The 14,866-nt window shown below is 48.6% G+C and carries 12 protein-coding genes; all 12 read left to right on the forward strand.

Annotated features, from left to right (window positions below):
- The first annotated feature begins 58 nt into the window (after positions 1-58).
- The 12 genes from sstT to Q0135_RS04555 all read left to right on the forward strand — a co-directional run bounded on the left by sstT (position 59) and on the right by Q0135_RS04555 (position 14,749).
- Positions 59-1,318, forward strand: coding sequence for a serine/threonine transporter SstT (gene sstT / locus Q0135_RS04500; RefSeq protein WP_297988628.1), 1,260 nt, complete (start codon positions 59-61; stop codon positions 1,316-1,318).
- Between the two features lie 111 nt (positions 1,319-1,429).
- The gene (locus Q0135_RS04505) at positions 1,430-3,343 is read left to right on the forward strand and encodes a M3 family oligoendopeptidase (protein WP_297988631.1); all 1,914 of its coding nucleotides are present in this window, start codon (positions 1,430-1,432) and stop codon (positions 3,341-3,343) included.
- A 1-nt stretch (position 3,344) separates the two neighbouring features.
- Positions 3,345-3,752, forward strand: coding sequence for a hypothetical protein (locus Q0135_RS04510; RefSeq protein WP_297988634.1), 408 nt, complete (start codon positions 3,345-3,347; stop codon positions 3,750-3,752).
- Positions 3,749-5,809, forward strand: a complete 2,061-nt coding sequence (locus Q0135_RS04515) for an ATP-dependent helicase (protein ID WP_297988636.1) — start codon at positions 3,749-3,751, stop codon at positions 5,807-5,809. Before Q0135_RS04510 ends, Q0135_RS04515 begins: the two co-directional genes overlap by 4 nt.
- Entirely contained in the window at positions 5,802-6,650 is an 849-nt protein-coding gene (truB, locus tag Q0135_RS04520; protein WP_297988638.1) for a tRNA pseudouridine(55) synthase TruB, read from the forward strand. The genes Q0135_RS04515 and truB overlap by 8 nt, the downstream gene beginning before the upstream one ends.
- A 753-nt stretch (positions 6,651-7,403) precedes the next feature.
- Complete coding sequence (locus Q0135_RS04525) at positions 7,404-8,147, forward strand: 4-(cytidine 5'-diphospho)-2-C-methyl-D-erythritol kinase (protein ID WP_297988641.1); 744 nt, start codon at positions 7,404-7,406, stop codon at positions 8,145-8,147.
- 125 nt (positions 8,148-8,272) lie between these two features.
- On the forward strand, positions 8,273-8,737 hold the full coding sequence (gene smpB / locus Q0135_RS04530) for an SsrA-binding protein SmpB (RefSeq protein ID WP_177386608.1): 465 nt from the start codon (positions 8,273-8,275) through the stop codon (positions 8,735-8,737).
- Positions 8,738-8,792: 55 nt separating this feature from the next.
- Positions 8,793-9,491: a TlpA family protein disulfide reductase gene (locus tag Q0135_RS04535; protein ID WP_297988644.1), complete on the forward strand. Its 699-nt coding sequence runs from the start codon at positions 8,793-8,795 to the stop codon at positions 9,489-9,491.
- On the forward strand, positions 9,481-9,786 hold the full coding sequence (locus Q0135_RS04540; protein WP_297988645.1) for an ATP-dependent Clp protease adaptor ClpS: 306 nt from the start codon (positions 9,481-9,483) through the stop codon (positions 9,784-9,786). Before Q0135_RS04535 ends, Q0135_RS04540 begins: the two co-directional genes overlap by 11 nt.
- A gap of 15 nt (positions 9,787-9,801) precedes the next feature.
- Positions 9,802-12,183 (forward strand): AAA family ATPase, encoded by a 2,382-nt coding sequence (locus Q0135_RS04545; protein WP_297988647.1) that lies wholly within the window; start codon positions 9,802-9,804, stop codon positions 12,181-12,183.
- Positions 12,183-12,866 carry a leucyl/phenylalanyl-tRNA--protein transferase gene (gene aat / locus Q0135_RS04550; RefSeq protein ID WP_297988648.1) on the forward strand — a complete coding sequence of 228 codons (684 nt, stop codon included), beginning with the start codon at positions 12,183-12,185 and terminating at the stop codon, positions 12,864-12,866. Before Q0135_RS04545 ends, aat begins: the two co-directional genes overlap by 1 nt.
- A 62-nt stretch (positions 12,867-12,928) precedes the next feature.
- Positions 12,929-14,749, forward strand: a complete 1,821-nt coding sequence (locus Q0135_RS04555; protein WP_297988650.1) for a penicillin-binding protein 2 — start codon at positions 12,929-12,931, stop codon at positions 14,747-14,749.
- Positions 14,750-14,866 lie beyond the last annotated feature (117 nt).

Below are 14,866 nucleotides of genomic sequence, written 5' to 3' on the forward strand. Positions count from 1 at the left end.
TACGCTTAAATAAAATTTCGATATATTTCAAACGATGTTTTGATTGAAAGGTAAAAAAATGAGTTCGATTCAAAAATTAGTAGCTAGCTACAAAGATAAAAATCTAGTTCTGCGCATAGTTACCGGTTTGATAATAGGCGCCATTTTGGGCTTTGCCGCACGTTCAGCGGCGGGCGATATTGCGGCAGAGCACACTTCGTTTTTAATAAACGTAGTAGCTTTTGCGGAAATTTTAGGAAATTTATTCGTAGGCGCCCTTAAAGCGGTAGCTCCGATTTTAGTTTTTATCTTGATCTTAAGCTCGATCGTAAATAAACAATACGGCAGCGCAAGCGGCTTAAAACGCGTGGTCGTCCTATATATCGTAGGCACCTTTTTAGCCTCGTGCGTGGGGGTAGCAGCCAGCTTTTTATTTCCGACGCAGCTTGCTCTAAGCAATGTCGGTGCGGCGGAAAATGCGGTCCCTGCAAGCGTTTGGATCGTGCTAAAAGAACTGCTTTTTAAGGTCGTAGATAATCCGCTAAACGCTATTGCGCACGGAAACTACGTAGGAATTTTAACCTGGGCGATAGGTCTTGGCGTCGCGCTTAAATTTTGCACTAATGAAACAAAGAAAATTTTTACCGATCTGAGCGAAGCGGTAACCAAAATCGTGCAGTTCGTAATCCAGCTCGCGCCGTTTGGAATTTTCGGCTTAGTAGCTTCTACCGTGTATCAAACCGGCGTCGATGCGCTGCTTGGATACGTGCGAATAGTAGTCGTGCTAGTAGGTGCGATGGCGTTCGTAGCCCTCGTGGTAAATCCGCTCATCGTCTTTGCGGTGATTAAGAAAAATCCATATCCGCTCGTATTTACCTGCCTGCGCGAAAGTGGCCTCACGGCGTTTTTCACCCGCAGCTCGGCGGCGAATATCCCGGTAAATTTAAATTTATGTAAAAAGCTAGGCATCAGTGACGAGCTAAGCTCGATCTCGATCCCTTTGGGAGCTACGATAAATATGGCGGGCGCTGCGGTGGTAATCGCGATCTTGGCGCTTGCTGCGGCTCATACGCTTGGCGTGCGCCCCGATTTTTGGACGGCGCTACTGCTTTGCGTGGTCTCGGCAGTCGGTGCGTGCGGCGCTAGCGGCGTGCCAGGCGGTTCGTTGATGCTGATACCGCTTGCGTGCTCGCTCTTTAATATCTCAAATGACATCGCAATGCAGGTCGTCGCGATTGGCTTCATCATCGGCGTGATTCAAGACTCAGTAGAAACCGCGATCAATAGCTCCACGGACGTGATTTTTACGGCGATCGCGTCGCAAAGTATGCAAAAATAACTCACCTTAAAATTTTACCGCGAATTCCGCTGAGGCGGCGGATCTCGCGGTTTTTAAAATTTTACTTATTCTTTTTTGATAAAATTATCCAAAAATTTTAAAAGGAAATCGATGAATTGGAATTTAAGCGAGCTGTTTGCAAACGAAGCGGAATTTAGCGGCGCGATAGATAGCGCGGCCGCGCAGGCTAGGGATTTTGAGCTTAAATTTAAAGATAAGTTGCGCGCTCTTAGCGCGGAGGAATTTTTAGGCGCGCTTGAGCTTTATGAGAGCATTAGCGAGCAGATCGGCAAAATAATGAGCTTTGCGCATCTAAGATTCGCACGAGATACAAGTCTCGGGGCGCAGCAGGCTAAGACGGAGCAGGTTTGCAACGATATTTCGCAGAGCCTACTTTTTTTCGAGCTCGAGTTTAACGAGCTTGACGCCGCAAAACAGGACGAGTTTATCGCGGGAAGCGGTAGGTTCGGATATTATTTGAGCCTACTTAAGCAGCGCAAGTCCCATCAGCTAAGCCTGCCGCAAGAAAGCGTGCTTTTAAAAACTTCACCCGTAAGCGGCGAGGCGTTTTCGCGACTTTTTGACGAGAGCATGGCGCGGATGAGCTTTGATTTTCGCGGGCGCAAGCTTGGCGAGGAGGAAATTTTAAGCCTGCTTCATAGCTCCGATCGCGAGGTGCGAAAGGACGCCGCAGCCTCGCTAAGTGCGGTGCTAGAGCAAAATTCCCACCTGCTTAGCTACATCTACAATATGATCAAAACCGATCTTAAAATTCGCTGCGAGCTGCGCGGTTACGATAAGGCCGAGGCGGTGATGCACGAGGAAAACCAGATAAACATCGCAAGCGTCGATGCGCTGATCGCAGAAACGGAGAAAAGTTTTAATCTAGTCGGCAAATTTTACGCTAAAAAGCGCGAAATTTTAGGCTACGACGCGCTGTATGACTACGATAGATACGCGCCGCTCGGCGGCGATGAGAGCGAGTTTAGCTTCGAGCAGGCTAAGCAGATCGTGCTAGCGGCGTTTGAAAAATTTAGCCAGAAATTTAAGCAGATTGCGCTGATCGCGTTTGAGCAAAACTGGATCGACGCGATGCCCGCGCAAAATAAGCAAAGCGGCGCGTTTTCGCATTCCGGCTCTCGCGATACGCACCCTTTCGTACTTTTAAATTTCACGCGCAAGCGCCGCGACGTATTTACTCTCGCGCACGAGCTGGGGCACGCGATACATCAGTATCTAAGCTACGGCGTAGGCTATTTTAACTCCTTCACGCCGCTAACGACGGCGGAGACTGCGTCGGTTTTCTGCGAGATGCTGGTGTTTGATTATATGCGCGAAAATTTTTCAAATTTAAACGGCTCGTCAAATTTAAAAAGCGACGCTGCCTTGGACGGCTCGCAAAATTTAAAGCGCAGCGCTTCGCAAGAAGCTCAGAGCGGTGAAATTCCAAACGAGCACGCCGTAAAACGCGCCGCCTCTCAAGACTCTGCGGGTTCGTGCGAATACGCAGCGCTCGATACTGATACGTCCTCGCAGACTGCAAGCGATAAGACCGCGCTAAGAGCGATGCTTGCGGCAAAGATCGAGGATATCTTCGCGACGCTTTACCGCCAGATCGGATTTACGACCTTTGAGCGGCGCGTGCATGCAAACGCGGATGAGCTAAGCGTCGAGCAAATAGATGAGCTTTGGATGGAGGAGTCACGCAAGATGTTTGCGGGCGAGCTAATCTTGCAGGATCATTACAAAAGTTGGTGGAGCTACATCCCGCACTTCGTTCACACGCCGTTTTACTGCTACTCTTACGCCTATGCGCAGCTTTTGGTGCTCGCGCTTTACGGGCTGTATAAGAGCGGCAGGCTCGAAAATTTCGTTCAAATTTACACCGAGTTTTTAAGCTCGGGCGGCAGCGACGAGCCGCAAAAGCTAGTGGCGAAATTCGGCTTTGATATCAATAAAAGCGAGTTTTGGCGCATCGGCATAGAGCAGGTCGCGGCGCTTGTAGATGAGTTTGTGAGGGGTTAGGATGATAGATAAAATTTTAAAAGACGATAAATTTATCGCTGCGAGCAGCGCACATATAGGCGCGGTTTTGGACTACGTTTTGGCTCTTGGATATGGATTTGGCATCGTTGCGAGGACGGATCAGATAAAATTTGACCCGCCGCTGCCGGAGGAAATTTTAAAAAGCTTCAAAATGCCCGCGATCTTTTTGCAGCTGGAGGAATACACGCTCTCTAGCGCGCATCTTAGCAAGGATGAGCTGGTTTTCGAGGCGGGCTTTGGGCCGCAGGATTTTGCAAGCACGCTTAGCGTGCCGTTTTACGCGGTCTTGCAGATCGTCGTGGACGGCAAGCCCATCGCGGTAAATTTCTCCCAGCCCGAGTCCGAGTGGCTTAAGCGCGAAAAATCGCGTAAAATTTTTTCAAAATGAGCGATATTTTAGAAGGTCTTAATCCTACTCAGCGCGAGGCTGCAAGCCACGTGGACGGAGCGATGTTAATCTTAGCGGGTGCGGGCAGCGGCAAAACCAAAACGATCACCGCGCGCCTTGCCTATCTGCTATCAAACGGCGTGCCTGCGGAGAATACTCTCACGCTTACGTTTACGAACAAAGCCGCCGCCGAGATGCGCTCGCGAGCGCTTAATCTGATAAGCGGGTTAAATTTAAGCGGCGTGCCGCTTCTGTGCACCTTTCATAAATTCGGACTTCTGTTTTTAAAATTTCATATTAGCGAGCTTGGGCGCAGCGCAAACTTCCAAGTAATCGATACCGACGATAAGAAAAAGATCATCAAGGGCTTTGAGATAAATTTGCCCACATCGCTATTAGCGGCTAAAATTTCAACCTACAAAAATTCTCTGATCGGCCCCAAAGATATCGACGAGCTTCTAAAGGGCGAAGAGGACGAGCTAAGTAGGATGTATAGCGGATTTTACGCGCATTGCGCTGATGCATACAAGCGCTACGAGGCGTATTTAGCGGCGAATAATCTTGTAGATTTCGATGATCTACTGATCTTGCCGTATAAAATTTTAAGCGCGAATGAGCGGCTATGCGATGAAATTTCGCGCCGTTACGCCTACATCACGGTCGATGAGTATCAGGACACCAACGACATTCAATTCAAATTGCTGCAAAAGCTCTGCACTGCGCACGAAAACCTCGTGGTGGTGGGTGATGACGATCAGAGTATCTACGGCTGGCGCGGCGCACGGATAGAAAATATTCTAAATTTTAAAGATCAGTTCTCAAACGTAAAATTTATCAAACTCGAGCAAAATTACCGCTCTACGGATGAAATTTTAAATGCCGCCAACGAGCTCATCTCGCATAACAAAAACCGCCTCGGCAAGAGCCTTACTAGCATGAACGGCGGCGGCGAAAAGATCGAAATTTTGCGCTCGGACGAAGAGAGTATCGAGGCGGCAAAGATCGCAGAAGCTATCAAAAAGCTGCTTTCAAGCGGCGTAGCGCCCTCTCAAATCGCCGTGCTTTACCGAGTAAACGCTCTTTCGCGCGCGCTGGAAGAGGGGCTGAATCGAGCCAAAATCCCGTACAAAATGGTAGGCGGCGTGAAATTTTACGAGCGCGCCGAGATCAAGGATACGATCGCCTATCTGCGCTTAGTAAACGACGAGCACGACGACTTTTCGATGAGGCGGATCATAAACGTGCCCAAGCGCGGCATCGGCAAGGTCTCGCTGGCAAAGCTCGAGGAGCTTTCGCGCCTGAGGCTTATCAGTCTATTTGACGCCTTTAGCGAGCCGGACGCGGGGCTTAGCGCCAAGGCGGTGCAGGCTCTAGTGGAGCTTAAAAGCGGCATCGCTTCTATCTCCGCGCTAGCGGATACGATCAAAAAAATAGATGCGCTGGAGCCCGCTTTCGGGCTAAAGGCTTACTATGCCTCGCTTCCAGACGGCGCCGATCGCGTAGCGAACATCGACGAGTTTTTGGCGATGCTGAAGGACGAGGCGAGCAATAAGCCCGATTTTGATCTGGCGGAATTTTTAAACGAGCTGAGTCTTCTTAGTGATCAAGACGCTATTATGGGCGATGCGATAAACATAATGAGCGTGCACGCGAGCAAAGGGCTTGAGTTTTCGCACCTTTTCGTAATCGGACTGGAGGAGGGCTTTTTCCCGCTTTTGGGCGACAGCAATGACATCGAGGAGGAGCGCAGGCTTGCATACGTAGCGATTACGCGCGCCAAACGCACTCTCACGCTTAGCTTTGCCGCTAGCCGCTTTTATCGCGGCAAACGCGAGAGGCTAGATGCGAGCAGGTTTATAGCCGAGGCAGGTTTGGTAGCTAAAGAGCCGCCGCGCGAGCAAAGCAGCGGCTTTAGCAAGGGCGAGCTGATCAAACACAAACTCTTCGGTATCGGACAGATCACGGCGGTAAACGGCGACCGACTCACTATAAATTTTGGTGGAATTTCGCGCGTGATAATATCGAATTTCGTAGAAAAGATCGGCTCTTATGAATAGATTGTTTTTGGCGGACAAGCCCGCGGGCATCGGCAGCAATAAATTTTTAAGCGCTCTTAAGCGCAAATACGGCGTGAAGAAGGCGGGCTTTAGCGGTACGCTCGATCCCTTCGCAAGCGGCGCGCTGATCGTGGCATTCGGGCAATACGCGCGCTTTTTTAGGTTTTTAAAAAAGGAACCTAAAATCTACACCGCGACGCTGTGGCTAGGCGCGCAAAGCCCAAGCGGCGATAACGAAAACATAGGGCGCGTGGAGCAAATTCCGCCGCTTTCGCGCGAGGTTTTAGACGCCGCGATGGCGCAAATGCGCGGCGAGATAAAATTTATCCCGCCCGCTTTCAGCGCCAAGAAAATTGACGGCGTGCGCGCATACAAGCTTGCTCGCGCGGGCGAAGAGGTGAGCTTGAAAGAGAGCTCAATGCGGGTTTTTGATGCTGAAATTTTAAGCTACGCTCACCCATTCGTGAACTTTCGCGTTGCGCTTAGCGAGGGCGGCTACGTGCGCTCTTTCGCGCAAATTTTAGCAGGAAAGCTAGGCGTTTGCGGTACGCTAAGCGCGCTTAGACGAGAAAGCGAGGGGGCTTTTGATTTGAAAGATCCGCGCTTTGCGGACGAGGCGGCGCTAAATCCGCTCGAGTTTTTGGATCTTAAGCCTAACTTTTACGACGGCGACGCGCGCGACGTGATCTTGGGCAAGAAGCTCGCCGCAAAAGATCTAGCGAGCCGCGCGGACGGCCGCTATCTGCTTATCTGCGGCGATTTTTACTCGATCATCGAAATTAGCGCGGGCGAGGTGAGGTATCTTTGGAATGACGTCCCGATCGCAGGCGGCGTGTTTTAATCAGCAGCTCCAGCCTGCGACGGAATTTTGATCGGGCGGTTCAAGTTTGAAATTTGAGCGGTTATAAATACGGCGCGTTTTAAATTTGCTCGCATAGCGCGCCGCCCGCGCGGCTAAATTCTATCGTGCGGAGCAGCGAGCGAGAGATCACGCTTTTTTGTTGCGCACAGATCGCAAAATCGGCATCGGGCGGAGTAAATTTAAAATTTGAACGCGCGGCTCTGCAGGCGGTGCTCGCTCGTGAGAGGCATAAATCCGCGGGGGTTAAATTTAAACGCGGCGGATCCAGCGAAGCGACGTTTAAATTTGCTTTTGCCGCGCGATGGCGACGCGCCGCGATATTAAAATTTCACGATTTAAAAAAGCGCGCAGGTCGGAGCTTAGTGCCGCGGCAAGCGGTCTTTGCCGAATAAAATTCCTGCTCGCGGTAATGCGTAGTCTGCGCCGATGAGTTTGATTTTGCGGCGCACCGCTAAGCTAAATTTATGACTTAGCGCGGCGCGGCTAGAATTTTGCTGGCTCGGAATTTTAATCGCTAAGATAGATTTGCGCCGCGGATTGAAATTTAACTCGCGTGCGTTGCGGATTAAAATTTTATGTCGCGTTAAATTTACGCATCAGACGGATAATCGTGGGTTAAATTCCGCGGTGCGCGCTTCACGATGCGCGGATTGAAATTTTTAATCGCGCTAGATGGACTTGTCGCGGGCTAAATTTAACGCAAGCGCGCCAAAGCGCAGAAGGAGTAAAATTTTGAAAGCTTATGCAAAGATTAACGTTTTTTTAAAAGTCGTCGGCACGCGCGGCGGCTACCACGAGATCGCCTCACGCTTCGTGCTGCGCAGAGAGCTGTTTGATGAGATAAGCTTCGAGCGCGCGAGCGGCTTTGCGCTTGAATGCGACGCCGCGCAGATCGCGGATAACATAATTTTAAAGGCCAAAGCGGCGCTTGAGCAGGCGGGCTTTGCGCGCGAGCTTGCGGAGTTTTTCGGCTCGCACAAGATCGTGCTTAAAAAGCATATTCCGATCGGCGCGGGTCTTGGTGGCGGCAGTAGCGATGCGGCGGCGTTTTTGCGGCTTGCGAACGAGGAATTAGGCTTAAAAATTTCGCGCGAGCGGCTTACCAAAATCGCGCAAAATATCGGCGCGGACGTCGCGTTTTTTGTTAGTGGGCTTGAGGCTGCAAACGTGCGCGGTATCGGCGAGATCATCGAGCCTTTCGAGGACCAGCTACCCGCGATCGAAATTTTAACGCCCGCGATCTTTTGCTCCACCGGCGCGGTTTATAACGAGTTTCGCGCAAGCTTCATGCAAAATATAAACGCCGCGCAGGCGCAAGAGATGTTGCGTTTAGGCAGCGAGCAGCTGCTGTCGCAATATGGCGGCTTTCAGCTAAACGATCTTTTCGCGCCGTGCATAAAGCTATATCCGCAGATGAGCAAGTATCGCGATATGTTTCTAAGCGGCAGCGGTAGCAGCGTGTTTTTCTTAAAATAGGAATTCCAAGGCGCGCGGTTAAAATTTAAAAGCTAAATTTAAAGATAAAATTTAAAATTCGCTCACCCGCTTTTAAATTTAAGCAAAAACGGGCTAAGCTTAGGACTAAATTTAGAAGGAAAAAGATGAAAGAACTGAGTAAAAATCGCAAGGCATTTCACGATTTTACGATACTTGAAAGCTTTGAAGCGGGCATCGTGCTAAAGGGTAGCGAGGTCAAAGCTCTGCGCGCGGGCAGGGGCAATCTCAAAGATAGCTTTTGTCGCGTGATCCGCGGCGAGCTGTTTTTGCTAAACGCGCATATCAGCTATCTTGAGAGCACAAACGCCCACTTTCGTCCAGACGAAGGGGCAGCGCGAAAGCTTTTGATGCACCGAAAGCAGATCGATAAGCTTCTGGGCGCGGTTAGCAAAGAGGGCCTTACCATCGTGGTTTTGTCGCTGTATCTCAATGATAAAAACCGCGTAAAGGCGCGTATCGCTTTGGCTAGTGGCAAAAATCTGCACGACAAGCGCGAATCGCTAAAGCGCAAGGAAGCCGACCGCGAAGCGCAAAGCGCGATGAAGCGATACGACAAGCATTCATTTTAAATTCACAAAACTTTGGTTAAAATGCGGGCTTAAATTTAAACCCGAAGGAAATGCAATGAAGAAATTTTTACTATTATGTTTGGCGATTTTTGTCTTAAGTGGCTGCGGAGATGATTCGCAGAAAAAGACGGGCTCTGCTGGCGAGAATCCTGCCACGAGCGAGAATCAGATGGCAAAAAATTCCGCTCAAGATAAAAATGGCGAGCGTATTGGCGGCGAGAGCGGCGAGGAGGTAGCTTTTACGCCGTTTAAAACGGGAGAGCGCCTTACGCTTAAAAGCGTCGTAGGCGGCGAGGTAACGATCGAGCGGACAGAAAAGGGCTTTAAGCTCGCGGACAGCGATAAAATTTTAATGTTTGATATTTTCGGTACGTACTGTCAGCCATGCCGCATCGAAGCGCCGCATCTGATGGACTTTCAGTTAAAAAATTCCGCAGATTTTCTAATGGTCGGCTTGATTTATTTTGAGGACATTACGGATGCGCAAGTGATCGAAAATTTTACGAAAAAGTTTAATGCGTATTATTTCATCTCCAATTCAAAACAAAACGAGCGCATAGTGGGTCAAATTTTAAGCGACATCGGTTATCGCCACGCGCTTTCGATCCCTTTTAAGGTAGTACTTAAAGATGGAAAATATCAAAGGCTTACCGACATTAACGAGGGCGATGAGCGGGGCAAGCCGTATTACTTAGGCATGGTCGATACTGATGTGATAAAAAGCGATATCGCCAGGATAAAAAATGGCAACTAAAACCGGCGTGCAGATTCGCACTCGCGCCAAAACAAAATCTTTCGTGCCTCGCCCGTATAAGGTGATTTTACTAAACGACGACGTGACGACGATGGATTTCGTGGTTTATATTTTGATGGATATTTTTGCAAAGAGCTTTCAAGATGCGGTAGATTTGATGATGAAGGTTCATAAGCAGGGTCGCGCGGTTTGCGGTGCGTATCCTAAAGAGATAGCCGAGTGCAAGCAACAAGCGGTTTTACAAGCAGCAAAGACCGCAGGATTCCCTCTTAGATGTGAGATCGAAGAGGATTAAATTTAAAGGAAAGCAATGATAGGATTTTTTTTAAACAAACATTTTGAACAAGCAATCAGCGTCGCAAACGACGGCGAGGACGAATACGTTACCACTTCGCACGTAGTTTATGCGATTTTTAAATACAATAAGCCCTTTCACGGGCTCATCGCCAAAGAAATTCCGGATATTAACTACCTAAATATCTTGGATAATCTGGGCGGGCTTTTGGATATGATGCCTAAATCAAGCGGTAAGGATCCGGTGCAGACGATAGAATTTAAGCAGTTCTATACTGAATTAAATAATGCTAAAGAGCCTAAAAACGAGCTTGATTTTATGCTTAAAATTCTAAATGATAAGGAAAACGACTGCACTAAAATTTTAAATCACTACGGTATCAATGCCGCGATTTTTGAGCTCATCGTGCGAAAGTACAAATCAGCTTTCGATCACCGTGATGAGGTCGTTTCTCGCGACGAAGCCGCAGCGATTAAGCTAAACTCATACGATATCGACGATATCACGCATGCGATGAATTACGACGAAAGCCGCAGGCAGTGGCAGAATACGGAATTTGAGCCTGCGTTTGAGGGCGAAAAGGACGCCATAAACGAGCGCGATATTAAAAAGGACTCGCCTAGCTCACTTTATACAGCAAACCTCAATAAAATCGCGCTTGAGGGCAAGATCGATCCACTCATCGGACGCGAAAAAGAGATCGAAAAGACGCTGCAAACCCTCTGTCGCCGCAAGAAAAACAATCCGATCCTAGTGGGTGAAGCAGGAGTTGGTAAAACCGCGATCATAGAAGGTATCGCGCTAAAAATCGTCCGCGGCGAAGTGCCAGAAAAGCTAAAAAATAAGGTAATTTACGCCCTTGATGCTGGCGCGCTGATCGCAGGCACTACGCTGCGCGGGGAGTTTGAAGAGAGGCTAAAGGATCTCATAGACGAGTTTAGCGCCAATCAAAATGCGATTTTATTTATCGATGAAATTCATACGATCGTTGGCGCAGGCACGGGCAATCGCAACGAACTTGATATGTCAAACATCCTAAAACCTTCGCTTGCAAGCGGCGAGCTATCGGTCATCGGCGCTACTACATACGGCGAATACCGCTCGTTTTCGCAGGATAAAGCGCTTAGCCGCAGGTTTTGTAAAATCGACGTGAGCGAGCCTAGCATTGACGATAGCGTCGAAATTTTAAAAGGCGTAGCCAAAAAATATGAGGAATTTCACGGCGTGAAATTTAGCGACGAAATTTTGCGTGATAGCGTAACGCTTGCTAAAAAATATCAAAACGATAAATTCCTTCCCGACAGCGCCATTGATCTCATCGACGAGGTGGGCGCTAGCTTTGCGTTTAAACCACACGAAGCTCCGCTTGAAATCAGTAAGGACGATTTAGTAAATACGCTTTCGATTAGCGCGAATATCGCAAATTTAAGCAGTAGCGTCGATAATAAACAGGTACTAAAAAATCTGGAAGCCAATATCAAGCGTGAAATTTTCGGTCAAGACGAAGCGGTTAGCGGTCTTTGTAAGGCGCTTTTGCGCTCTTATGCCGGGCTTGGAGGTGCAAGCTCTCCGATCGGGGTATTTTTGTTCGCAGGTAGCAGCGGCGTGGGCAAAAGTGAGCTAGCTAAGGTCTTAGCCGCGCAGCTTGGAGTGCATTTTGAGCGCTATGATATGAGCGAATATATGGAAGCTCACAGCGTCTCTAGGCTCATCGGCGCACCTCCCGGATACGTGGGCTTTGAAAATGGCGGAATTTTAACGAATAACATCAAAAAGCACCCTTACAGCGTCATTTTATTTGATGAGGTAGAAAAAGCTCATCCTAGCATGACGAATATTTTTTTAGGAATTTTCGATAACGCAAGTCTTACCGATAACAACGGCGTTACGACCGATTTTAAAAATACGATCATAATAATGACGTCGAATTTAGGCACGAAAGAAGCGCCGCAAGTTGGATTTACAAAAGATGAGAGCTATAAAGTAGATAGTGCCATAAAAAGCTTTTTTGCGCCAGAATTTCGCAACCGTATCGATAAGATCATAAATTTTAACCGCTTAAGCGGCGAAATTTTAGAAAAGATCGTGGATAAAACTATCGGCGAGCTAGAGTCGCAGCTAAAAAACGTAAAAATTATCCTAAACAAGGAAGCAAAAGATTTGATTATCTCGCGCGGCTATTCGGACGAGTTTGGAGCGCGAAATTTAAAGCGCGAGATCAGCTCTCAGATCAGCGATCATATAAGCGGCGAGCTGCTTTTTGGTGCGCTACAAGAGGGTGGCTTAGTTAGCGTGAGCGTAAAAGATGGCGAGCTAAGCTTTAGCTTTGCTTCTACGCCTTTGCCGCAGATAGAAAAAAAGCAACCTGCACTAGCTCAAAGCAGTGTCGTTAAATAATGGCTCGGTTTTACGATTTTCCAGATCCTATGGATGCGCCCGATTTTGCACCGCTTGCAAGTGGCGGCGATCTGAGCGAGGATTGCTTGCTTAGCGCTTATAGCGCAGGGATATTTCCGTGGTTTAACGAGGATGAGCCGATTTTATGGTGGTCGCCCGATCCGCGCGCAGTGCTTGATCCACGCGAAGTGCGTGTGCAAAAGTCCATCAAGCCCTATCTTAAGCGATATGAAGTGAAATTTGACGCAAATTTTAAGGGCTTCATTGAGCGCTGCAAAGACGTACGAAAAAAAGAGAGCGACGGCACGTGGATCAGCGAGCAGATCGTGCAGGCTTACTCGCGTTTGGCAGCAGACGGCTACGCTCACAGCGTCGAGACATACGAAAATGGCGAGCTTGTGGGTGGGCTATACGGGCTAATTTTTGGGCGTGTGTTTTGCGGCGAGAGTATGCTGAGCCTAAAGAGCAACGCTTCGAAAGTCGCGCTGATTAGGCTTTGTGAGGTGCTTGCAAATTTCGGCTTTCTAATTGATTGTCAGATTATGAACGAGCATCTGAAATTTATGGGTGCTAAAGAGATGCCGCGAGCGGAATTCCTTGCTCTATTTGCTGAGCTTAGTGTGCAAGATAGCGGCTTTGAGCGCTTTGCGGATCTTAAAGTTCCGCACGGAGCGCAGCATTGAGCCAAAGCTTGAAATGCGGCAGCACGAAAAACGCGCAGAATTTAGAATTTTAAAGAAATAAGATGTGGCAAAGAGATAAAAGCTCCTCGGTCGGTATGATTATTGTGATGTTTATATTCGTGCCGGCGGCGCTTTTTGTATTTTTGGCGATTTTATATTTTTGGGGCAGCACTGAGCGCAAGCTACCGCGCCTGGATGTCAATGAAACCAACAGCGCGATCCGCGGCGCGATAATCGCAAAAGATAACTACGTCGCGGCAAATTCCGTCAAACTCTACAAAGTTAGCGTCGATGCGCGCAGCATCGATAAAAACAAGCTTGATCTTTTCGTGCGGCTATACTGCATCTACACGGGCGATAGTGAAAAGCGCGTCAAAAGCGCGATCGAGGGCTCTGGCGGCACGACCGTGCTGTCGTATAAGATCGACGCCAAGACCGCAGTACATCTAAAAGAGCTTGCGTATAAGCTAAATTTAAAAAAGGTCTTCGTCAGCTTCATAGGCGCAAACGGCAGGCTAAATCCGCCTATCCGCATGAGCGTAACCGAAAGCGGCGAGAAGCGCAGCTACAACGTCGGCGATTCGCTCACCCCGCTGATCGGATATATCAATAAAAAAGAGGTTGATGGCATTACAAAGGTTAGTGGTATCAAAGGGATCGAGAAGTACTATGAGTATTATCTAGCGCCGGTTAGAGATGAGTTTATCGTGGGCCCGCGCGATATCGGCGGCAACATCATCCTAGAGCGTAGCAGCAAAAAAACGGGCAGGATCGACGGCTACAACGTCCGTCTAAGCGTTCCACTAACGCTGCAAAGAAAGATAGAGCGCCTAAGCGATGAGGGCGCTGATAATTACGATGCGCGAGAAATCGTGGTGGGCATTATGAACTCCAAAACAGGCAAAATTTTATCTCTTGCGACCAATGCTCGCTATGACCCCTCAAACATCACGAAAAACGATCTTAAGAATTTAAATTTTACCGCGAGCGAATACGCCTACGAAGTGGGCTCGATTATGAAGCCGATAATTTTCGCAATCGCCTATGATGCCAAAGCCGTCAAACCGGGCGAGATCATTAATACCTATAACGGCAGCTATAAGCTTGGTACTCGCACGATCCGCGACACGCACCCGGCTAAGCAGATGAGCGGCGAGGAGATCATCATCCACAGCTCAAATATTGGAATGATTAAAATTTCAGAGCGGTTGGAGGGGCAGGCTATTTATGATGGGCTTATGAACTTCGGTATGTCGCAAAAAACGGGTATCGATCTGCCGTATGAGCAAAGCGGAAATATACCTAGCATCAAAAGCCTGAATAATAAAATTTACAAAGCCACGATCAGCTACGGCTACGGCGCGCAGATGACCTTCCTTCAGATGCTCAATGCCTATACCGTCTTTAACAACGGTGGCGTCATGATTAGCCCGCGCCTAGTGGAAAATTTAGAAAATAACGGTAAAACTTACACCGTTAACGAAAGCGAAACTCGCCAGGTAATCTCTAAACCTACCGCCGACGTGATTAAAGGAATTTTAATTAAAACGGTTGAGAGCGGCACGGGGCGCAAAGGGCGGGTAGCGGGGCTGCAAATCGGCGGCAAGACGGGCACTGCGCGCATCGCCAAGGGAGGCGGCTATTCGAGCGCCTATAACAGCTCGTTTTTTGGCTTTGCCAACGACGCGGACACCAGCTACACGATCGGCGTTTTGGTGCGCGAGCCTAAAAGGGGCAGCTACTACGCCGCTCAAAACGCACTGCCGATATTTAAGCGGGCGGTGGGAATTTTGATAGAGGAGGGCTATCTAAAGCCCGCAGCTGACGCAAACGCTACGCAAAAGGTCGAGATCAAGGATGAGGCAGTTGAAATTAAAGATTAAATTTGCTAAATTTCACGAGGTTTTTTGAAATTTTGCGGCGTTTAAATTTCGCGGAATTTGGCGCGGCTTTTTTAAATTTTACGGCGTTTAAATTTTATGGCGCAGAATTTTGGCGGG

This window comes from uncultured Campylobacter sp., assembly GCF_937981295.1.
GTDB lineage: Bacteria > Campylobacterota > Campylobacteria > Campylobacterales > Campylobacteraceae > Campylobacter_B.